General features: G+C 48.0%; 20 protein-coding genes. All 20 read left to right on the top strand.

The window, feature by feature from the left end; translation table 11 throughout:
• Positions 1-30: 30 nt before the first annotated feature.
• A complete protein-coding gene (locus CKV62_RS07465) occupies positions 31-474 on the top strand; it encodes a cupin domain-containing protein (protein WP_095066388.1) in 444 nt (147 codons plus the stop codon).
• Between the two features lie 117 nt (positions 475-591).
• The gene (locus CKV62_RS07460) at positions 592-1,995 is read left to right on the top strand and encodes a DASS family sodium-coupled anion symporter (RefSeq protein ID WP_095066387.1); all 1,404 of its coding nucleotides are present in this window, start codon (positions 592-594) and stop codon (positions 1,993-1,995) included.
• A 526-nt stretch (positions 1,996-2,521) separates the two neighbouring features.
• Positions 2,522-4,192 (top strand): dihydroxy-acid dehydratase, encoded by a 1,671-nt coding sequence (gene ilvD / locus CKV62_RS07455; RefSeq protein ID WP_095066386.1) that lies wholly within the window; start codon positions 2,522-2,524, stop codon positions 4,190-4,192.
• 47 nt (positions 4,193-4,239) lie between these two features.
• On the top strand, positions 4,240-5,463 hold the full coding sequence (ilvA, locus tag CKV62_RS07450; protein ID WP_095066385.1) for a threonine ammonia-lyase: 1,224 nt from the start codon (positions 4,240-4,242) through the stop codon (positions 5,461-5,463).
• 18 nt (positions 5,464-5,481) lie between these two features.
• Positions 5,482-7,191 carry a biosynthetic-type acetolactate synthase large subunit gene (gene ilvB / locus CKV62_RS07445; protein ID WP_095066384.1) on the top strand — a complete coding sequence of 570 codons (1,710 nt, stop codon included), beginning with the start codon at positions 5,482-5,484 and terminating at the stop codon, positions 7,189-7,191.
• Positions 7,191-7,679 carry an acetolactate synthase small subunit gene (ilvN, locus tag CKV62_RS07440; RefSeq protein ID WP_038117884.1) on the top strand — a complete coding sequence of 163 codons (489 nt, stop codon included), beginning with the start codon at positions 7,191-7,193 and terminating at the stop codon, positions 7,677-7,679. Before ilvB ends, ilvN begins: the two co-directional genes overlap by 1 nt.
• Before the next feature lie 11 nt (positions 7,680-7,690).
• Entirely contained in the window at positions 7,691-8,476 is a 786-nt protein-coding gene (locus tag CKV62_RS07435) for an ABC transporter ATP-binding protein (protein ID WP_095066383.1), read from the top strand.
• 137 nt (positions 8,477-8,613) lie between these two features.
• Positions 8,614-9,621 carry a ketol-acid reductoisomerase gene (ilvC, locus tag CKV62_RS07430; RefSeq protein ID WP_095066382.1) on the top strand — a complete coding sequence of 336 codons (1,008 nt, stop codon included), beginning with the start codon at positions 8,614-8,616 and terminating at the stop codon, positions 9,619-9,621.
• Positions 9,622-9,763: 142 nt separating this feature from the next.
• The gene (locus tag CKV62_RS07425) at positions 9,764-10,225 is read left to right on the top strand and encodes a DUF3290 family protein (RefSeq protein WP_095066381.1); all 462 of its coding nucleotides are present in this window, start codon (positions 9,764-9,766) and stop codon (positions 10,223-10,225) included.
• Between the two features lie 9 nt (positions 10,226-10,234).
• A complete protein-coding gene (locus tag CKV62_RS07420) occupies positions 10,235-10,945 on the top strand; it encodes a DUF421 domain-containing protein (RefSeq protein ID WP_095066380.1) in 711 nt (236 codons plus the stop codon).
• Between the two features lie 87 nt (positions 10,946-11,032).
• Entirely contained in the window at positions 11,033-12,757 is a 1,725-nt protein-coding gene (locus CKV62_RS07415) for a radical SAM protein (protein WP_095066379.1), read from the top strand.
• A gap of 53 nt (positions 12,758-12,810) precedes the next feature.
• On the top strand, positions 12,811-13,785 hold the full coding sequence (locus tag CKV62_RS07410) for a purine nucleoside phosphorylase YfiH/LACC1 family protein (protein WP_095066378.1): 975 nt from the start codon (positions 12,811-12,813) through the stop codon (positions 13,783-13,785).
• Between the two features lie 171 nt (positions 13,786-13,956).
• Complete coding sequence (locus CKV62_RS07405) at positions 13,957-14,643, top strand: YggS family pyridoxal phosphate-dependent enzyme (protein WP_095066377.1); 687 nt, start codon at positions 13,957-13,959, stop codon at positions 14,641-14,643.
• Between the two features lie 52 nt (positions 14,644-14,695).
• Complete coding sequence (locus CKV62_RS07400) at positions 14,696-15,187, top strand: cell division protein SepF (RefSeq protein WP_038117842.1); 492 nt, start codon at positions 14,696-14,698, stop codon at positions 15,185-15,187.
• 26 nt (positions 15,188-15,213) lie between these two features.
• Complete coding sequence (gene proC, locus CKV62_RS07395; RefSeq protein WP_095066376.1) at positions 15,214-16,008, top strand: pyrroline-5-carboxylate reductase; 795 nt, start codon at positions 15,214-15,216, stop codon at positions 16,006-16,008.
• 2 nt (positions 16,009-16,010) lie between these two features.
• Positions 16,011-16,796, top strand: coding sequence for a YlmH family RNA-binding protein (locus CKV62_RS07390; protein ID WP_095066375.1), 786 nt, complete (start codon positions 16,011-16,013; stop codon positions 16,794-16,796).
• Positions 16,797-16,851: 55 nt separating this feature from the next.
• Positions 16,852-17,499, top strand: a complete 648-nt coding sequence (locus CKV62_RS07385) for a precorrin-2 dehydrogenase/sirohydrochlorin ferrochelatase family protein (RefSeq protein WP_095066374.1) — start codon at positions 16,852-16,854, stop codon at positions 17,497-17,499.
• Positions 17,468-18,739 carry a glutamyl-tRNA reductase gene (gene hemA, locus CKV62_RS07380; protein ID WP_095066373.1) on the top strand — a complete coding sequence of 424 codons (1,272 nt, stop codon included), beginning with the start codon at positions 17,468-17,470 and terminating at the stop codon, positions 18,737-18,739. Before CKV62_RS07385 ends, hemA begins: the two co-directional genes overlap by 32 nt.
• Positions 18,740-18,743: 4 nt before the next feature.
• Positions 18,744-19,682 (top strand): hydroxymethylbilane synthase, encoded by a 939-nt coding sequence (hemC, locus tag CKV62_RS07375; protein WP_095066372.1) that lies wholly within the window; start codon positions 18,744-18,746, stop codon positions 19,680-19,682.
• A complete protein-coding gene (cobA, locus tag CKV62_RS07370; protein WP_095066371.1) occupies positions 19,679-21,193 on the top strand; it encodes a uroporphyrinogen-III C-methyltransferase in 1,515 nt (504 codons plus the stop codon). Before hemC ends, cobA begins: the two co-directional genes overlap by 4 nt.
• Positions 21,194-21,283 lie beyond the last annotated feature (90 nt).

Here is a 21,283-nt window from a genome sequence, read left to right as displayed (position 1 = left end):
TGCAGCCCTTTTTTGTAATGAGGTGATAAGATGATACGCAAGTTTGATGCGCAAAATTTCAAGTGGGATGGCGTAGATACTTTGGTATACAAGCAGGACGGCAGTCCTTTTAAGGATGTGACGCGACAGGTCCTCTATGACGGTGCTTACGATATTCCTTGTCAATTCCGCTATTTTGAATGTCTGCCCGGCGGTTATTCCACATTGGAGTATCATGAACATACTCATATGGTCATGATATTTAGGGGGAAGGGGCAGCTGTTACTGGGGGATGACATTCATGATGTTGAGTCCGGTGATTTCATCGAAATTCCGGGCAGTACGATTCATCAGTTCCGCGCGAATAAGGGGGATTATATCGGATTTCTCTGCCTCGTGAATAAAGATCGGGATAAGGTGAAGTTGTTATCGCCGGAACAGATGGATGAGCTGCAGCGAAATCCTAAAATCAAAGCTTTTTTAGAAAGTTGCTGATAAGGTATGGCGGTTATGTGTGATGCGCGCCTTATAATTAATTGTAATTGTAATTGTAATTGTAATTGTAATTGAACGTGTGCTGTTAATGTGTGTGCATATTTAGAGGGAGGTCCTATGAATACATGGATACGAGCGGCCTTGACATTTTTTGTGGGGCTCATTATTTGGTTCTTGCCTCATACGGAGGCGATTAAGCCGGAAGGCTGGCATTTATTAGCTATTTTTACGGCTACGATTGTAGGCTTTATTTTACGGCCCTGGCCGACGGGTATCATGGCTCTGTTCGGTATCGTAGCGGCGGTGGCGACACAGTCCATTACCATGGTGCAGGCTCTCGGCGGTTATGCGGAGGCCAATGTATGGCTCATCGTGGCGGCCGTATTCTTCTCGCGGGGCATTATTAATTCAGGACTCGGTAGGCGCATTGCGTACACCTTGATCAGGGCCTTCGGCACCAGCTCTTTGAAACTGGCCTATGCTCTGGCGTGTACCGATTTGATTATTTCGCCGGCGACGCCGTCCAATACGGCACGGGGCGGCGGTATTATATTTCCGATTGTACAGAATATTTCTCTTGCCTTCGGTTCCGAACCGCACGCTTCTACGTCTCGACGTATCGGTGCGTATCTGATGACGACGGCACATACGATTAACACCATTACGGTCACGATATTCCTGACCGCCTGCAGCGGCAACTTGTTGATTACATCATTAGGTGCGAAGCTGTTCGGCTACGATATTTCGTGGTGGGAATGGTTTCAGGCCGGTGTTATTCCGGGTGTTATCTGTATGATCCTGATGCCGTGGTTCATTTACAAGATTTATCCGCCTGAAATCAGGGAAACCCCTGAAGCGGCCGCGATGGCTCAAAAGGAACTGGATGCTCTCGGACCTGTTACGAAGGCCGAGATTTCCGTGGCTATTATCTTTGTGCTTTGTATCTTGCTTTGGGCCACCGCGATTTGGACTAAGCTTCATCCTACCGTGATTGCGATGATGGGAGTATTGGCTTGCGTTGTAACGGGATCCCTTACATGGGAGGACATCCTAGGTGAACGCACCGGTTGGGATATCCTCATCTGGATGGGCACCCTTGTAGGCATGGCCGGACTTCTCGGTAAACTCGGCGTGGTGGCCGTTTTTGCCGATTTTGTCAGTCAGCATTTAGCCGGTTTTGACTGGTTCTGGGCGTCCTTCATTATTTCCGCAACCTTCGTGTATTCTCAGTACTTCTTTGCCAGCGGCACGGCCCGTATTACGGCGTTGTTCTCCGCCTTTGCGGCGATTCTGGTCGCGATGGGTGCACCGATTCCGTTCACCATCTTGCTGTTCGGTTTGATGAACAGCCCGGGTTGTACGTTAACCCATTATAGCTCCGGTGTAACGCCGATTTTCTTCGGCTCCGGCTATGTGCCGCAAGGTACGTGGTGGCGCGTAGGCCTCGCCATATCCGTTGTGAGCTTCTTGATTCACTTCTGGGGCGGCACGTTCGGCATGTGGTTTTTCGGTATTTTATAATGTACATGATCCCTCGCTACGGCGGGGGATCATTTCGTTATATGGTTTAATGGGGTAAAAATTAATTTTGAGATAGATTTTTTCTATACCCAACCCTCATAAATTTTTATGATGTTTTCCCGTATTAGACTAATGTTTATCTTGCATAGCACAATGTAACGTGATATTATAATTTCATATTACAGATTATTTCAGGAGGAAACATGTTAGGTTTAGTCATCAGCTTGTTGATTATCGCGCTCGTCGTGATTATTAAAAACATTCGAATTATGAACAACAACTTAACACGTTTTTGTCTTAGAAGTTCCGCGAATGGTTTAATATACAATCAATAAGATTTGGCTATATGGTTTGTTTCTTATATGTATATTTTCCAAGGGGTACATAGGCTTATTTATGTATCTGGGAATTCTGTAAACAAGAGAAATATCATTTGTAAACTTTTAAGGCGATTCATAGGAATCGTCTTTTTTATTTTGTGAAAGCCGTCCAAGTGGATACTTTCAAAGGAAACGAGGAGATCATCATGAGTTGTAGAAGTGACAATTTGAAAACGGGCGTGGCACGTGCACCACATAGATCGTTATTGAAGGCATTGGGCTTTGTTGACGAGGAAATGGGCAGACCCGTTATCGGCATTGCGAATTCTTTCAACGAAATTATTCCAGGTCACGTAGGACTCAAAAATATTGTGCAAGCCGTAAAGGACGGTATCCGCAACGCAGGCGGTGTTCCGATCGAGTTCAATACAATCGGCATTTGTGACGGCCTTGCGATGAACCACATCGGCATGAAATACTCCTTGGTGACTCGTAATATCATCGCGGACTCTATCGAAGCCACTGCGATGGCGACGCCGTTCGATGCGATGGTGTTCATCCCGAACTGCGATAAGGTCGTACCGGGCATGTTAATCGCTGCGGCTCGGCTTAATATTCCATCCGTATTTGTATCCGGCGGCGCTATGTTGGCCGGTGTACATAAGGGTAAAAAAATCGGCTTATCCGATGTATTTGAAGCGGTCGGCAAGCATCAAACCGGTGAAATGGACGATGCGGAACTGCAGGATATCGAAAACAGCGCATGTCCTACGTGCGGATCCTGTTCGGGTATGTATACAGCCAACACGATGAACTGTCTGACGGAAGCTCTCGGCATGGGCCTTCCCGGTAACGGAACTATTCCTGCCGTATATTCCGAGCGTTTACGTTTGGCGAAGTTGGCCGGTATGCAGGCCGTAAAGGTTCTCAAGGAAAACCTCCGTCCGAAGGATATCATGACGCGTGAAGCCTTTGAAAATGCGGTAGCCCTCGATATGGCTTTGGGCGGCTCGTCCAATACGGCGCTTCATTTGCCGGCTATCGCCCATGAAGCGGGGGTAGAGTTGACCTTGGATGACTTTGACCGCATTGCTCAGATCACACCGCAATTATCTAAATTGTCTCCGTCCGGCGTTTACTTCATCGAGGATTTGTATGCGGCCGGCGGCGTATCCGCTGTACTGAAACGCTTAGCGGAAAACGGTCGACTTCATAAGGATTGCAAGACCGTAGCCCTAAAAACGCAGGGAGAAATCGCGGAGGCGGCTCATGTCGTTGATGAAGATGTTATCCATCCGTGGAATAATCCTGTACATGAAACCGGCGGCATCGCGGTACTTAAAGGCAATCTTGCGGTAGACGGTTCCGTTGTAAAAGCCGGTGCGGTCGATGAGGATATGCTCGTTCATTCAGGTCCTGCCAAGGTGTTCAACAGCGAAGAAGAAGCGGTTGAAGCGATTACGGGCGGTAAAATCGTAAAGGGTGATATCGTTGTCATTCGCTATGAAGGCCCTAAAGGCGGTCCGGGCATGCGGGAAATGTTGACACCTACATCGATGATCGCCGGTATGGGCCTCGATAAAGATGTGGCGTTGTTGACTGACGGTCGTTTCTCCGGTGCTACACGCGGCGCTTCTATCGGTCATGTATCTCCGGAAGCCGCTGCAGGCGGTACCATCGCCATCGTTGAAGATGGGGATATCATCAATATCGATATTCCGAACGGCACATTGGAACTTGCCGTATCTGACGAAGAAATTACTCGCCGTAAAGCGGCATTGAAACCTTTCAAATCGAATGTAACCGGATATCTTAAGAAATATGCTCTCCACGTATCCTCCGCCGCACAAGGTGCTATTGAGGTATTTGAAGATTAAGAATAGTATAGTTGAATTTAATGCCTCTAGTGGGGAAAGGTGTATTCATGCGTAAATTATATGATTTTATGGAAGCTCGGGAACGGTTAAACACGATTACCGTAAAAACAAAATTGCTCCATAGTGATGTGTTTTCAGACGAGTGCGGCAATGATGTGTATATCAAGCCGGAAAACTTGCAGATAACGGGCTCCTTTAAGGTCCGCGGAGCCTATAATAAAATTGCAAAACTGACAGAAGAGGAAAAGGCTCGCGGTGTCATTGCCGCATCCGCCGGTAATCATGCACAAGGCGTGGCGCTGGCTGCTAAACGCCTCGGCATCAAGGCGACCATCGTCATGCCGAAACATACACCTCTTATCAAGGTCAATGCGACAAAGCAATATGGTGCTGAGGTTGTACTGTCCGGTGAAATTTATGATGAAGCGTATCAGAAAGCGATGGAGCTCCAACAGGAATACGGCTATGTATTCGTCCATCCCTTTGATGATGAAGCTGTAATCGAAGGTCAGGGGACCATTGCTCTAGAGGTTCTGGATGAACTGCCCGATGCGGACATCTTGTTAGTGCCCGTCGGAGGGGGCGGCATCGTGTCCGGCATTGCGGCGGCGGCGAAGCTGAAAAATCCTCGGATTAAGATCATCGGCGTGGAGCCGGAAGGAGCCGCAAGTGCTTTGGCAGCTTTGAAAGCGGATCATCCGGTGCCTCTCGACGAGGTGGCGACGATTGCGGACGGTACGGCGGTGCGATTGATCGGTGAAACCACATTGGAATACATCAAGAAATATGTAGATGATATCGTTACCGTCTCCGATTATGAATTGATGGAAGCCTTTTTACTGCTCGTCGAAAAACATAAATTGGTGGCTGAAAACTCCGGTATTTTACCTTTGGCGGGTCTTAAGAAATTGAACTGCCGCGGTAAAAAGGTGGTCGCTATCGTCAGCGGCGGTAATATCGACGTGCTGACGATTTCGTCCATGATCAATAAAGGTCTTGTACTGCGGGGCCGCATCTTTACATTCTCTGTAAACCTTCCGGATAAACCGGGTCAGCTGGTGGCCGTTTCTGAAATGCTTGCCGATGCAGATGCGAACGTAATCAAGCTTGATCATAATCAGTTTAAAAATCTGGACCGCTTTCATGAGGTGGAATTACAGGTGACCGTTGAAACAAACGGAGAAGAACACATTCAAAGTATTATTGAAACTTTTAAAAAGAATGGTTACACCATTAAGCGTTTAAATTCCAGTGAAATTCTATCAGAATAGCTGGTTGAAAGGGTTCCTATGAGTGCAGAAACAATCAATGGGGCACGAATTGTCCTAGAAACACTACATCGCCTCGGCGTAACCGATATGTTCGGGTATCCGGGCGGTGCCGTTATTCCAATTTATGATGAAATTTATAGTTTCCCTGAAATCAAACATTATTTCGTGCGTCATGAACAGGGGGCGGCTCATGCAGCCGACGGCTATGCGCGTGTATCGGGGAAAATAGGTGTATGTCTCGCTACATCCGGACCGGGCGCGACGAATCTTGTGACGGGGATCATGACCGCTTATATGGATTCCGTACCGATGGTGGCCATTACCGGTCAGGTCGGCCGTCCGTTTATCGGTAAAGATTCGTTTCAGGAAGCGGATATCCAGGGGATTACGATGCCGATTACAAAGCATAATTACCTCGTTCAGGATATACACGACCTGCCCCGCATCATCAAGGAAGCGTACTTTATCGCAGGTACAGGTCGTCCGGGGCCTGTGTTAATCGATATTCCGAAGGATATTCAGACGGAAACGATATCTTTGGCTGAATATAATAAATTGTATGAGGTTCCGATCAGTCTTGAAGGATATGATCCTACCTATAAGGGCCATCAGGGCCAGATTAAAAAGGCGGCAACGCTTATTAAAAATGCGAAACGGCCTTTGATCATCGCCGGTGCCGGTATTTTGAAAGCTAACGCCATGGCGGAGCTGAAGACGTTGGCGGAAACGGCACAGATTCCCGTTACCAACACATTGGTAGGCCTCGGCGGTTTTCCGGGAAATCACGAATTGGCCCTCGGCATGGTAGGAATGCACGGTTCTGTTGCGGCTAATAACTGCACGGATGAGGCGGATCTCGTCATTGCGGCGGGCATCAGATTCCACGACCGCATCACGGGTCATCCTGATTTCTTCTGCAAAAAGGCGAAGATTATCCACATCGATATCGACCCTGCGGAAATTGATAAGAACGTTGCCATCGATGTGCCTATTGTAGGTGATTTAAAACACGTATTATCCGATCTCAACGCATTGGTGGAACCGGCGACACACGAACCGTGGCTGGCGCAGATTCGAGAATGGCAGGAGGAATATCCTATGGTGGTACCTGAGCCTGACAAGGATGAACTGCATCCTCAGTATGTGTTGTCGGAGCTCAACAAAATTATCAATGATGATGCCGTCATCGTGACAGATGTAGGACAGCATCAGATGTGGGCGGCTCAGTTCTTAACTCATAAATCTCCTCATACGATCGTGACATCGGGCGGTGCGGGTACCATGGGTTATGGTTTGCCGGCTGCCATAGGCGCTCAAGTGGGGGCCCCTGATAAGCAGGTTATCCTCGTCGTAGGTGACGGCGGATTCCAAATGACCTTTGAGGAACTCATGATGGTACGTCAATATAATCTGCCGATTAAAATTGTCATCATCAACAACGGTTATCTCGGTATGGTTCGTCAATGGCAGGAAATCTTTAATGACCGTCGTTATTCCTATGTGGATCTGGAGGTGAGTCCGGACTTCCTGAAACTGGCGGAGGCCTTCGGTTTGAAAGCTGACCGTCTTGATACCGTAGAGGCTCTCGATGAGAACCTCAAGCGATATATTACATCTCCGGGCAGCATCATTCTGGACTGTCGCGTGTCCCGCGAGGATAATGTATTGCCGATGATTCCGGCAGGCGGTACCGTGAGCGGTATGATGGGCAAGAAAGGAGTGCTATGATGGTAAAAGAACATCAGGTCTTAGTCATTGCGAAGAATACGCCCGGCATCGGTACGCGTATTTTGGCACTCTTTAATCGACGCGGATTTAATGTTACGAAGATGACATCCGGTGTTACGAATACGCCGGGGTATGCGCGGATTACGCTCACCGTCGAGGCGGATGATCGCATACTGGATCAAGTACAGAAACAGATTTACAAACTCATTGATGTTGTTAAGGTCAAGGTCTTTGAGGATCATGATGTAGTCTGTCGCGAACTGATGCTTATCAAGGTGAAAGCGACGGCATCCACGCGATCTCAAATCGTTCAGATTGCCGATGTATATCGCGGCAATGTGCTCGATATTTCTCCGACGTCTATGATTATCGAGGTCATCGGCAGTGAAGAAAAGTTACGCGGTTTTATCCAGATCATGGAGACCTACGGTATCCTTGAAATAGCTAAAACCGGTATTACCGCTATGAGCCGTGGAGAAAAGATTTAGGAGATGATATTGTGGGTGATGAATTACTCCATTATGAAAACGTCTGCTTCCGGCGCGACGGCAGGCCGATTTTAGATGATGTCAATTGGCATGTGGAGTCCGGTGAAAACTGGGCCCTGCTCGGACTGAACGGGGCCGGCAAATCGACGATGCTCAGCATGATACCGGCGTATCAGATCCCTACGACGGGAACGCTTCGCGTATTCGGCCATGAATTCGGCAAATATGCGTGGCCGAAAATCAAGGCGCGTTTGGGCTTCGTCAGTTCCGCATTGGGACAGTTTCAATCAACACTGGATAAACAAAAGGTGGAGGATGTCATCATTTCCGGTGCTTTCAGCAGTATCGGCATCTACCAGACGGTGGATGAGATGACTCGTGCAAAGGGGCTGCGGCTACTCGAGGAATTCGGCCTCGCCTATTTGGAGGGGCATCGGTTTTATACCCTGTCCGCCGGTGAGCAGCGGCGTGTTTTATTGGCGCGAGCCATTATGGCCGATCCGGATTTGCTCATTTTGGATGAGCCTTGTGCAGGTCTTGATTTACCGGCTCGGGAGAAATTCCTTCGAACCGTGGAGTCCCTCGTAGAGGTGCAGCACACGCCGATTGTCTACGTTTCACATCAGATTGAAGAAATATTGCCCGTAATTACGCATGTGGCGATTTTACAAGCGGGCAGGATCATTCGGGCGGGCCCCAAACAGGATGTCCTGACGGACTCCGTTTTGTCGGACGTATTCGGCATGACCGTACAGGTCGTGTGGGAGCGGGAACGTCCGTGGGTTATCGTGCAATAGCTATTACATTTTATCATGGGATATTCATATTGTCCTTTGATAATGAACAAATGTACTCCACAGCTTATGTATAAATGTAAGCTCGTGTACAGTATATATTACATATTCTATTTGAATATCATTGGAGGTTGTCTAACATGGCAGGTAAAATTTTAGGTACTACAGTTTATTATGATGCGGATTGTAATTTAAGCAAATTGGAAGGCAAAAAAATTACAGTCTTAGGTTACGGTTCTCAAGGTCATGCACATGCATTAAACTTGAAAGAAAACGGCATGGATGTGACAATCGGTCTTCGCGGTGGATCCTCCAGCTGGAAAGCGGCTGAAGAAGCAGGCCTTACCGTAAAAGAAACGGCGGAAGCTGTTAAAGGTGCAGACATCGTTATGGTATTGATTCCGGATGAATTGCAGGCAGATGTTTATGCTGAGGATATCGCGCCTAATTTGAAGAAAGGCGCATATTTGGCATTCGCTCACGGTTTCAACATTCACTTCGGTAAAATCGTTCCTCGTGAAGACGTAAATGTATTCATGGTGGCTCCTAAAGGTCCTGGCCATTTAGTTCGCCGTACATACCAGGAAGGCTCCGGCGTTCCATGCTTGTACGCAGTAGAAAAAGACCCGTCCGGCGACACTGAAGAAGTTGCTTTGGCATGGGCATCCGGTATCGGCGGCGGTCGCTCCGGTATCTTGGAAACCAACTTTAAATCCGAAACGGAAACCGATCTCTTCGGTGAACAGGCTGTATTGTGCGGCGGCATAACCGAGTTGATCAAAACAGGTTTCGAAGTATTGACTGAAGCCGGTTATGAACCCGTAAATGCGTACTTCGAGTGCCTGCATGAAATGAAATTGATCGTAGACCTTATCTACGAAGGCGGCTTCCAAAAGATGCGCCATTCCATCTCCAACACTGCTGAATACGGTGATTACTATGCAGGTCCTCGCGTAATTACTGCAGATACTAAAAAAGCTATGAAACAAATCCTGGCGGATATTCAATCCGGTAAATTTGCTGATGAATTCTTGGCTGATTCCAAGAACGGTCAGAAATTCCTTAAAGAACATCGAGAAGCGGCGGCTAATCATCCAATCGAACCGGTTGGTGCGGAACTTCGCAACTTGATGAGCTGGTTAAAATAATACTCGTTAAAGTGTATCACAGAAAGAGCAGCCTTTCGGGGCTGTTCTTTTTTTCGAAATAAGGGCTGTTACAGCATCTCTATATCGAAAAATTTAATACGTTATATGGTATAATAAATTGAATATGAAAGGAGCGAATTATATGGATTTTTACACTGTTTCCTATGTGGAGAGCCAAATTACGACGGGAAATATATGGCTGTTTATCAGTTTTTTAGTTGTTTTGCTGGCACTACTCGTCGTTGGTATTCAAGTTATGAGAAACGGTTTTACGAGTCGCTATCGTGATTTGACGGTTATCTTATCTCTTATCGTAGTGTTTTTCCTCGGCATGGAGTATCAGGAATACGGCCGTATGAGATCCTATTCGGAGGATTCCTCGCGGATGCTTGCTTTTTTGAATGGTTTCAGTAATGACCGTTCCATTTCGCGTGATCAGTTGGCGGTCAACTCCTTAAAGGTACGTAACGGTATGATTTTAAAGGTCAGTGATGCGTATTATGAGGTGCAGTTTAATCCTGAATTTACGGCCTATACCATTTCTCGTGTATATACGGTGAATCCGACGAACTGGATTCATGATAAGGCTGAAGTACTACCTTAAGGAGGAAATATGACAGAATCTATGATCGTCTACGGCATGGTTTTTGCAAAACTCGCCATCGGTCTCTTAGCGATTATCTTACAGATTAACTTGATGGGCAAAGGGAATTTGGCACCTACATCCGCGCTGGATCAATTGCAGAATTATGTTCTCGGCGGTATTATAGGCGCTATTATTTATAACGACCAAATCGGTATTTTACAATTTATGCTCGTTCTTATCTTGTGGACTATCCTGGTTATGACCCTTAAATTCCTGAAAGGGAATCTACGATTTTTCAAAACTATTTTGGACGGTCATCCTGTAATCGTTATTGAAAAGGGTGTCGTTCTTACGGAGGAATGCATGCGCTACGGTATTCAGGCGGCGGAGCTGAAGCTTAAATTGCGCGGGGCGGGCATCCAATATGTAAAGGATGTCAAACGGGCCGTACTTGAGCAGAACGGTGCCCTTACCGTCGTTCAATACGGAGAGGATAATATCCGATTCGATCTTATCAATGACGGTCAGATTAATACTTTCACATTGGATCTCATCGAAAAAGATAAGGAATGGCTCGAACAGGAAGTGAAGAACAAAGGCTATACCGTGAAGGAGATTTACATTGCCGAATATATAGATGGCGAGGTTGTTCTCTATCCGTATGAAAAGAAACATCGCCCTCGGCTGGTGCAGAAGGTCAGCAATAAAGTCAGCGACAAGGTAAGCCATATAAAATAGTTGAAATTAATTAGCTGCGGCGGATTGTAGTAATACATAATGTATTGAATTGTTTCCTTGTAGTGAATTCGTATAGAAAGGATTGTAGTGAATCGTAAGGATTTAATCGATCGATTACAACAACTCCATAGAGATGAGGCCAGTCGCGTGACGATTAACCCTCATGCATCGCAGAAGGTGGCCATCGTTTACCCGAACACGTACTATGTGGGCATGAGTAATTTGGGTCTTCATATTATTTATGAAGAAATAAATTTACGTCCTGACAGCGTGTGTGAGAGAATTTTCCTGCCTGAAAATAAGGAATTGGACGCATATGATAAAACCAAAACGCCGCTTATGAGCATTGAAACCCGGCGAGCCATGCATCAGTTCGATGTGGTCGCTTTCGATGTGACCTTTGAGATGGATTACTTTCATATTCCTCTGATGCTGCGTCACGGACGCGTGCCTGTGATGAGTCGCGACAGGACTGAATTCGACCCCATTGTTATCGCCGGCGGACCTTGTGCAACCTTTAACCCCGAACCTTTTGCGGACTTTATCGATGCCTGTATTATCGGTGAAGGGGAGGGTGTTGTTACCGCCGTATTGGATCGTATTCGGGAGGGGCGCGATCATGGTGAAAGCAGGGAACAGGTCATAGCGTCTCTGGCGAATATTGACGGCGTGTATGTGCCTGTGCTGTATACGCCGCGGTATGATGAGAAAAATCGTTTTATAGGCTATGATTCCGGTGATGCGCCGAAGACTATACGTCGCCATTTCGGACCGTTGACGAGCGGCGGAGAGACGGTAGTGGCGACGAACTATACGGAGTTCGGTGCCATGTACATTATCGAAGTGGCTCGCGGCTGTGGACGTCATTGCCGGTTCTGTATGGCCGGTTACTGCTTCAGGGTGCCTCGTGTACGTTCCTTGGAGGTTCTGAAAAAAGGCGTCGACAGGGCGGAGCAGCTCGGCAAGAAAGTAGGCCTGATGGGGGCCGCCATCTCCGATTATCCTGAGGTGGATGATCTGGTGACCTATATTCGTTCAAAGAATATGCGCTATTCCTGTGCATCCTTGCGGGCCGATTCGTTGACACAAGCCGTTGTGGACGGTCTTGCGGACAGCGGGCAAAAGACGATTACCATTGCACCGGAGACAGGCAGTGAACGCTTGCGCCGCGTTATCAACAAGGGAATCAGTGAGGAGCATTTGCGAAATGCCGCCACCTTGTCCGCCCAATCGGGAATTCAACATATGCGCCTGTATATCATGATCGGCTTGCCGACGGAAACGGATGAAGATATCGATGCTATCATCAGCCTTGCGGAGCGCACCCAGACACATATGGCCGAAGTGGGCTGTAAAGGGCGGTTGACCTTGAGCATCAATCCGTTTATACCGAAGCCGTTTACACCGTTTCAATGGATGGCGATGGCTCGTCAAAAAGATGTGGAGCGCAAGTTACAATACATAAAAAAATCACTGCAGAAGAATCGTCGCATCGAGGTTCTCGTAGAATCGCCGAAAGAAGCCTATATTCAAGGTGTACTCGCTCGTGGAGACCGACGCTTAGGCGCCGTCATCGCCGCCTGTGCAGAGGATAGAGGCAGCAAATCCTTTAAGGCGGAAATGAAAGCGGCCGGCCTTGATATGGATGACATGAATTATCGGGAACGCAGCTTTGATGAGTTTCTGCCGTGGAGCCATCTCGACATGGGTTTACGGGACGGATATCTGGAGCTGGAATGGAAACGGTCTCTTGATGAAGCTTATACGCCTCCGTGTGCAGAGGGTTGTAAGCGCTGCGGTGTATGTGAATAACTTCATGGGTGTAACTTTGTATTTGCAAGTATAGAAAGGGCGTTTTATAACATATGAAAAATGATGTGGAGCGCATTGATGTTAAAGGCCCTTATGGGATGTGGTCGTATGAGCAGCCTCTGTGGGCTAACCATTTTCCGCTCGTCATGGGGGATACGTGCCGTCACGGCGGGGTGTCGGAAAAGCCGTACGACTCTTTAAATTTAGCCTTTCACGTGGGGGACGATCCGGAGGCGGTACGTCGTAATCGTTCTGTTATTACAGACTATTTAGGCGTTGGTGCAGGACGTATTACCTGCGGAAATCAGGTGCATGGCTTAAAGGTTGTAGAGATTACGGAACAACATATCGGTGCCGGTGCCTTTAACAGCGAGACGGCTATCGATGATTGCGATGCCATATTCACAAAGATTCCGAATGTGCCCTTGTTTTTATTTACCGCCGATTGTGTGGGTGTCGGTATTTATGATGCGGCACACCATGCATTGGCTGTGGTACATGCGGGATGGCGCGGCGCTATCGACCATTTGCCGGTTCGGACCATCGAGGCCATGCATGCCGCATATGGAACAAAGTTCGAAGACTGTTATGTTTACTTAGGCCCCAGCATCGGACCCGAATCCTTTGAGGTTGACCGCGGGTTAGCGGAGCGATTTGAACAGGCTTGGCTGGACATGACGAATCGGGAGATAACGGATCTGGTTCGTTATAGGGACAGCAGTTCGCTTGATGGTATACTATCGGATAGTTCTGAAAGTTCCGATAGCGCTGATAAAACAAAGAAATCTGGAGCAAATGAACGTGATATAAATGTCACTGACGCAGCATCTGCAGAAGCTCCTACAGATAAAGGCTATGTTAATTTGTGGGCTTTCATCGAAGAAGGCCTCATCGTTCACGGTGTGCTTAAAGAACATATCTGCATCGGCGGAACGGACAGCATGACAGAGGCGGATTGTTATTCCTATCGCCGTGAAAATGGTATAACCGGCCGCATGGCATTATTCGGTATGCTACGGGCGCGATAATGGTGTGCTGTAAATATAATTAAAAAGCGTAGAAATATACTGTATCATGTCAGAAATTCGCATGGTATATGCGGTAAACGATATACATTCGCGGCTAAATACTATATAATAGAATAGTCTATACTGATATATTGGTTTATTATTATATAGAGATTGAAGGGGGACTTTCACATGATTGAAGAATCCCTGCACGCAGTACAGCAGCGCATGGCGGATGCTATGGCGCGTGCCGGTCGCGTGGATACGGCTATTCTGGTGGCGGTTACAAAGAATCATCCTGTTTCCGCTATTGAAGAGGTTTCCGGTCTCGGTGTAACTCATGTGGGGGAAAATCGAGTACAAGAGGCGAAGGAAAAGCAGATGCTCTATAAAGGTCCTCGATTGACATGGCATTTGATCGGTCATCTGCAGGTCAACAAGGTACGTCAGGCGGTTCCTATGTTTGATCTCATTCACTCCGTAGACAGTCGTAAATTATTGGATGAAATCGAGAAGGTGGCTGCAAAGCACGATAAGGTGCAGGATGTATTATTGCAGGTCAATATAGCCCGTGAGGAGTCTAAGTCCGGCATGTCCGTCGAGGAATTTCCGGATATTCGGGATTACGCGAAGACCTTACCTCATGTGCGGGTTCGGGGAATGATGTGCATTGCGCCTTTCTTTGATGATCCGGAGGAAGCACGTCCTATCTTCCGCGTAGCTTATGCCTTGTATGAGGATATGAAACGCTATTTCGAAGAGGGGCAGATTCAATATTTATCTATGGGGATGACTCACGACTTTGAGGTGGCTTTGGAAGAGGGCGCTAACATCGTTCGTGTAGGCACAGCTATTTTTGGGGAACGTGTATATTACTAAATTTTGTATTATTCAGTTTATACCGCGTTAGTTTTATCAGGAGGAAAAATTCATGGCATTGGGAGATTACTTAGACAAAGCAAAAAACTTATTCTTAGCGAAAAATGATGACGACTATGAATATGATGATTACGATTATGAAGATGAAGAGGAATACGAGGATGAAATCGCTCCTGTAGCAGCGGCCCCTGTATCCGGTGCATCTGAATTTCATCCACGCAAGGTAGGAGGCCAATCTACAATGACACAACGTCCAACGGCAATGAAGGTAATTGTTATTGAACCAAAGGTATTTGAGGATTCTGAAAATATTACGCATCAGCTGCGCGATATGCGCCCCGTATTGATCAATTTTGAAAATACGGATCCTCATGAAGCTGCTCGTATTGTAGATTTCGTATCCGGCGCGACCTTTGCATTGGATGGTAAATTGGAAAAGGTAGGTAAGGACATTTTCATGTGCGTACCTGTTAACATTTCTATTGATTACAATGATAATGAAAGCAGCACCGAGCAAAACGAATATTCTTGGCAAAATAAATAAATTCCCTGAAAATGGCGGTGACAAATATGTTAGGTAAAACCTTATGCATCGGTGTCGGATCGATGGGCGGAGCTCTGCTTCGCGGTGCGTTACAGCATGGTGTGTTACAAGCGTGTGACACGCATATTCTGGTGCGTCGCGAGGAGCAATGCCGGGAACTGACGGATGAACTGGGTGTTGTAGGATTTACTGCGATGCCTGATGTAAGGAACTATAATACCATATTGCTAGCCGTAAAGCCTCAGGTATTACCGGCTGTGCTTGAGCCTTTGAGTCAAGTAGCATACGGGACGACGATGATATCCGTAGCCGCCGGGGTTACATTGGATACTTTGAAAGAAGCCATTCCGCAAGCTAAATGGTTCAGAGCTATGCCGAATACACCGGCAGCCATAGGGGTAGGCATGACCGCACTCACCGGGGACGATATGGAAACGGACGTAGCCCATAGTGTGCAGTCTTTGTTTGAAGCCGTCGGAGAAGTGGCGTTGGTGAGCGAAGCCGATCTTGACCGATTGGGCGCTCTATCCGGAGCCGGTCCCGGCTATATGTTTGTCATCCTCGATGCCTTAGCGGATGCGGGCGTTCGTATCGGACTGCCCCGTCAACTGGCCATTAAGGCCGCCGCACAGACTATGTACGGTGCCGGCAAGATGGCCCTTGATAGCGGGCTGCATCCGGCTGTGTTACGCGATCAGGTAACGAGCCCGGGAGGTACTACTATCGCCGGTATCGGGGCTATGGAAAAGGCCGGATTGCGCAGTGCCATTCAGGACGGTGTTGCGGCATGCCTTGCTCGGTCGAATGAATTGGGGAAATAATTTTGGCAGATACTAGTAAATTAATTCGATATTTTGAAGCCAGCGGTAGCGGCGAAGAAGCGCGCCGTATGCTGGATCTTGCGGAGCAGGTGGTAAAGGGCAAGCCCTATCGTGTGGCGGACTTTACGAGTCCTGCGGGCCTTGTTATCGCCGATGCGATAAAGGCGAATTATCCGCAGCTGTCGGTGAAAACCGATGGCGGCTATGAAGGGGCGGAACGTATTCGTATAGCCTTTGTAGATAGCGACTTTAACGGTACTGTGGACATGGGTATCCGCGCGTTAAAGGTGAACTGGGACCCTCGGTTCCGATTGCTTACTCATCGTGATGTACTGGGCTCTTTGATGGGCCTCGGTATTGACCGTTCCAAATTCGGTGATGTAATCGTACAGCAGGGGGGCGCTCAAATCTTGGTGGATGAAAGCATAGCGGACTTTGTCATTCAGAACTTTACGAAGATTGCTATGGTTTCCGTGTCTGTAGAGCCGATTGAGCTTGCGGACATTGCACCGAAGGAAGAAAGAATAAAAGAAGTGCGTACTACTGTCGCATCTTTGCGTTTAGATGCGGTGGCAAGTTCCGGATTCAGTGTATCCCGAACCAAATTGGTGAGCGCTATCAACGCCGGATTACTGCAGGTAAACTGGCAACCGGCTAAGGGGGCATCTCAAGAGGTAAAAGAAGGAGATGTCATTTCCATGCGCGGTTGTGGCCGAATGAAGGTGGAAGCCATTACAGGTACCTCCCGAAAGGGGCGTATCGGCGTATACCTTAAACGATTTATGTAGGCAATTAAAAGTCGGCTTGACCATCAAGCCGATTTTTTATTATAGCAGGTGAGTTATGGTATCCATCACATTTCAACCCACAACTGAAGATATGATTTTGTTCATCGGCGGCGGTGAGGTGGCGGAGCGAAGAATTCGATTATTTATCGATGAGCCCTGCCGGATTGTGGTCATAGCGCCGTCTGCGACGGCGGCGGTCGGTACATGGAGCAGGGAAAAACGTCTCACCTGGCATGGGAGGGCTTTCACGGAAGATGATGAATCACTCATCGCTCAAAGCAGATTATTGTTTGTCTGCACGGATAATCATGAATTAAATGATCGATTATATGAATTAGGTCAGGCCCATCGTGTGTGGACGAATCGCAGCGATAATCCGTCGGCGTGTACTTTCACAGTGCCGTCCTCGTTGGAACTGGGTGATTTACACATCGCCATCGGAGCGAATCATGCGGGGCCGCGTATCAATCGTCTGGTGAGACGAGATATGATGAATCGTTATGGTCAGTTGCAAAAGGCTATGCCCGGACTTAAAATATTTAGAGAAGAAGTAAAGTTACTGCTTCCCACACCGGAGGCCCGTCAGCAGTTCTGGCGTGACCATTTAACGGAGGATACGTTTGAAGCCATTCTCAAGGGAGAGTGGAGAAGTATAGAGGAGAAACTACGCCATGCAATTAGTGGTATTAGGTCTAAATCATAGAAGTGCCGCTGTAGAGGTGCGTGAACGTTTCTCGTTTGAAAAGGACGAGGTAGTTGCCGCACTGAACCGCCTCTATGAGTATGATTTTATTTCAGAATGCGTTATATTATCCACATGTAACAGAACGGAAATATATGCCGTTTTAGAGGATGTGGACTGTCCGAAGACGTATATGTTAAGGCTGTTACAAGACTTGAAGGGGGCCGAAAAAATTGATGAGAAAGCATTCTTTTTCTATGAGGAAAGAGATTGTATAGAGCATCTGTTCCGCGTGTCCGCCAGTCTCGATTCCCTTGTGTTGGGGGAAGGTCAGATTTTGAGTCAGTTAAAGGGGGCTTATATTCAGGCATATAGCGCAGGCTGTACAGGTACAATTTTTAATATTTTATTCCAACGCGCCATCGGTGTCGGTAAAAAGGTTCGCACCAATACGGGTATTGCGAATACGCCGGTATCCGTCAGCTATACGGCGGTCAATCTTGCGGAGGACAGTCTGGATAAACCGTTATCCGATGCGACGGTCCTCATCTTAGGGGCCGGAACGATGAGCGAATTGACGGCGACCCATTTGCAGGCAAAAGGGGTAAAGACCATATTCGTGTCGAACCGTACCTTTGCTAAAGCGGAAGCGTTGGCGAAACGCTTTAACGGTAAAGCGGTTAAGCTCGATCACTTCGTGGAACAGGCGAAGAATGCGGATATTCTCATCACATCGACGGGGGCACCGCATTATATCATCACCCCTAAAGAAGCGAAAAAAATCGTTCAACTGCGCGAAGGAGAACCGATTGTTATGATCGACATCGCTGTACCGCGCGATATTGATCCGGCTGTGGCTGATATCGATGGAATTTATTTATTTAATATAGACTCCCTTGAAAGCGTCGTAGAGGAAAATAAGGCGCAACGCGAGGAAGAGGCGCGCCGGGCTGAGCCGATCATTCACGAAGCCATCGAGGATTTATTGGACAAACTTAGTTATTTATCCGTTCGCCCTATGATGGCCTTGTTGACGGAGAAGGCTGAGCGCATACGAAGCCGTGAATTACACAGGGCGCTCGCTAAATTACCGGATATTTCCGATAAGGAACGGCGCATTATGGATTCCATGAGTCGCATGATCACCCGTAAAATTTTGCGGGAACCTATGATTCACTTCAATGAGATTGCAGGTACGGAGGAAGAAGGTCTGTACTGGGAATTATTCAAAGATATGTTTAATCTTGAGAAAGAAGGCTGATGCCATGAGAGATCATATTCGTATCGGCACGCGAAAAAGTGCCCTTGCCCTATGGCAGGCTGAACATATTAGTGCGGAATTGAAGCGTCTGTATCCCGGCGTTTCAGTGGAGCTGGTTCACTTTAATACAAAAGGGGACCGGATCCTGGAAAAACCGCTGGCTCAAGTGGGCGGTAAGGGATTATTCACGGCGGAACTTGAAGCGGCTATGTACGACGGGGACATCGATATTGCCGTACATAGCTTGAAGGATATGCCTACGGAATTACCGGAAGGCTTGACCTTAGGCGCTATCTCCGCTCGTGAAGTTCCCTATGATGCTCTCGTGAGCCCTGAGTATAAGACACTCGATAAATTGCCTCAAGGTGCCCGCATCGGTACGAGCAGTTTACGTCGTCAGGCACAGCTGCTTCATGTGCGTCCCGATTTACGCGTAGAGGTTATCCGCGGCAATGTACAGACGCGCCTCAGTAAGATAGAGACGGACAATCTGGATGGCGTCGTGTTGGCGCAGGCCGGTCTTAAACGGCTAGGTCTGGAGAATCAGATTACGCAGGTGTTTACGGCGGATGAAATGATACCCGCTGTAGGACAGGGGGCGCTTGCCATCGAGTGTCGTGCGGATGACTCGGAAATGCTCGACATGCTGGCGCCTATCAATGATGAAGCGACGCGCTATGCCGTAGAAGGGGAGCGCAGTTTCCTGCGTCAACTCAACGGCGGTTGCCAGGTGCCGATGGGCGTTCATGGCACCATCGAAAAGGGGCAGTTACGATTAAGGGCGATGATTGCATCCCTTGACGGTAGGGCCGTATATGAAGGTGAGATTTCCGGCCCCGCTAAAAAGGGGGAAATTCTCGGGAAAAATCTTGCGAGAGCCTTATATGAAGAAGGGGGCAAGCATATTGTGGAAGCCCTTATAGAGAAAGGAATCATAAAATGACAGGTATGGTATATCTAATCGGTGCAGGCCCCGGTGATGTAAAGCTAATTACCGTAAAAGGTCGAGAGTGCATCGAGCGTGCAGATGTAATTGTATATGACTATTTGGCGGATGCTCATCTGTTAGAATGGGCCCGTCCCGATGCGGAACTCATTTATGCAGGGAAACAGTGTAAGGATCATACGATGCATCAATGGGAAATCAATGAACTGCTGGTGCAAAAGGGAAAAGAAGGTAAAATCGTGGCCCGCCTGAAGGGCGGCGATCCTCTCGTGTTCGGTCGTGGCGGAGAAGAGGCTATGGCCCTTGGCGAGGCCGGTGTTCCTTTTGAATTTGTTCCCGGCGTTACTTCGCCGATTGCGGCGCCTGCCTATGCGGGGATTCCTGTAACGCAACGGGCCATGGCCACATCCTTTGCGGTTGTTACGGGCCATGAGGATCCGACAAAATCCGTTTCCGGCATTCACTGGGAAGGCCTTGCGACTGCGGTGGATACACTTTGCTTTGTAATGGGCGTCGGCAATTTACCTGTTATTGCGGAGAAATTGATGACCTGCGGTCGCGCGCCGTCTACACCGGTTGCGCTCGTTCGTTGGGGTACGAAGACCGTGCAGGAGGTATTGGTATCCACCCTTGAACATGTAGTGGCGGATGTGGAGAAGGCTCAGTTAAAAGCGCCTGCTATCATCGTCGTGGGCGATGTGGTAAATCTTCGGAAGAAATTGCAATGGTTCGATAATAAACCGCTGTTCGGTAAAACCGTCGTTGTTACCCGTGCCCGTGCTCAAGCGAGCGCTTTCCGTGAAAAGTTGATGGCACAGGGGGCCAATGTGGTTGAAGCGGCCGCTATCAAGACGATACCGATGGACCTTTTCGATGAGGATAAGCGTATCATCGCAAATGCCAATACATATCAATGCGTGGTATTCACATCCGGTGAAGGGGTTCGCTATTTCTTCGATGCACTTTATAAAGAGGGCAAGGATACACGTGCTTTAGGTTATGCAAAGGTGGCAGCCATCGGTTGCGCTACGGCTCGTGAACTTGGTAAATACGGCATCGTGCCGGACATTATCCCTGCCGATTACAAGGCGGAATCCGCTGTTGAGGCCCTTGAAGAAGAACTGAATGCGGGCGACTCCGTATTGTTGATTCAACCGAAGGTGGCACGTGATGTCATTCCGCGCTGCTTGCGTCATCGCGATATGAACGTAGACATTTTGCGCCTGTACGAAACGACACAGGACACATCTCAACAGGAGGCCTTGATTAACGCATTGACCGAGGGCTCTGTGGATTATATTACGTTTACAAGCTCCTCTACGGTGACAAATACGATTCAGCTGTTGGGTGAAGATGCATTAAAACTATTGGCTAACACCAAGATTGCCTGCATCGGACCGATTACGGCTGCCACCGCTATGAGTGCGGGCCTTAATCCGCACATTATCAGCGACGTATATACAACTGATGGCTTGGTTAATGCCCTTGTAAAGGATGCTAATGCCTGAATGTGATAGAACATAGCTGGTTTCTGTTTATGAAATCGGCATATTCTATTGCCTATTTATGAGTTGGCGTTCAAGATTTTAATTAGCCCG

Origin of the sequence: Veillonella rodentium (assembly GCF_900187285.1) — a bacterium.
In the GTDB taxonomy this organism is placed as follows: domain Bacteria; phylum Bacillota; class Negativicutes; order Veillonellales; family Veillonellaceae; genus Veillonella; species Veillonella rodentium.
The sequence above is the reverse complement of the archived record's forward strand: the minus strand, read 5'-3'. Positions and strand labels throughout refer to the sequence as shown.

What these genes read in the sequence shown, in the direction of transcription:
- cobA (WP_095066371.1), top strand. Translation starts at nt 19,679, where the DNA reads ATGACAGGTATGGTATATCTAATCGGTGCAGGCCCCGGTGATGTAAAG.
- CKV62_RS07420 (WP_095066380.1), top strand. Translation starts at nt 10,235, where the DNA reads ATGACAGAATCTATGATCGTCTACGGCATGGTTTTTGCAAAACTCGCC.
- CKV62_RS07405 (WP_095066377.1), top strand. Translation starts at nt 13,957, where the DNA reads ATGATTGAAGAATCCCTGCACGCAGTACAGCAGCGCATGGCGGATGCT.
- CKV62_RS07400 (WP_038117842.1), top strand. Translation starts at nt 14,696, where the DNA reads ATGGCATTGGGAGATTACTTAGACAAAGCAAAAAACTTATTCTTAGCG.
- proC (WP_095066376.1), top strand. Translation starts at nt 15,214, where the DNA reads ATGTTAGGTAAAACCTTATGCATCGGTGTCGGATCGATGGGCGGAGCT.
- ilvD (WP_095066386.1), top strand. Translation starts at nt 2,522, where the DNA reads ATGAGTTGTAGAAGTGACAATTTGAAAACGGGCGTGGCACGTGCACCA.
- CKV62_RS07460 (WP_095066387.1), top strand. Translation starts at nt 592, where the DNA reads ATGAATACATGGATACGAGCGGCCTTGACATTTTTTGTGGGGCTCATT.
- ilvA (WP_095066385.1), top strand. Translation starts at nt 4,240, where the DNA reads ATGCGTAAATTATATGATTTTATGGAAGCTCGGGAACGGTTAAACACG.
- CKV62_RS07385 (WP_095066374.1), top strand. Translation starts at nt 16,852, where the DNA reads ATGGTATCCATCACATTTCAACCCACAACTGAAGATATGATTTTGTTC.
- ilvN (WP_038117884.1), top strand. Translation starts at nt 7,191, where the DNA reads ATGGTAAAAGAACATCAGGTCTTAGTCATTGCGAAGAATACGCCCGGC.
- CKV62_RS07410 (WP_095066378.1), top strand. Translation starts at nt 12,811, where the DNA reads ATGAAAAATGATGTGGAGCGCATTGATGTTAAAGGCCCTTATGGGATG.
- CKV62_RS07425 (WP_095066381.1), top strand. Translation starts at nt 9,764, where the DNA reads ATGGATTTTTACACTGTTTCCTATGTGGAGAGCCAAATTACGACGGGA.
- hemC (WP_095066372.1), top strand. Translation starts at nt 18,744, where the DNA reads ATGAGAGATCATATTCGTATCGGCACGCGAAAAAGTGCCCTTGCCCTA.
- hemA (WP_095066373.1), top strand. Translation starts at nt 17,468, where the DNA reads ATGCAATTAGTGGTATTAGGTCTAAATCATAGAAGTGCCGCTGTAGAG.
- CKV62_RS07465 (WP_095066388.1), top strand. Translation starts at nt 31, where the DNA reads ATGATACGCAAGTTTGATGCGCAAAATTTCAAGTGGGATGGCGTAGAT.
- ilvB (WP_095066384.1), top strand. Translation starts at nt 5,482, where the DNA reads ATGAGTGCAGAAACAATCAATGGGGCACGAATTGTCCTAGAAACACTA.
- ilvC (WP_095066382.1), top strand. Translation starts at nt 8,614, where the DNA reads ATGGCAGGTAAAATTTTAGGTACTACAGTTTATTATGATGCGGATTGT.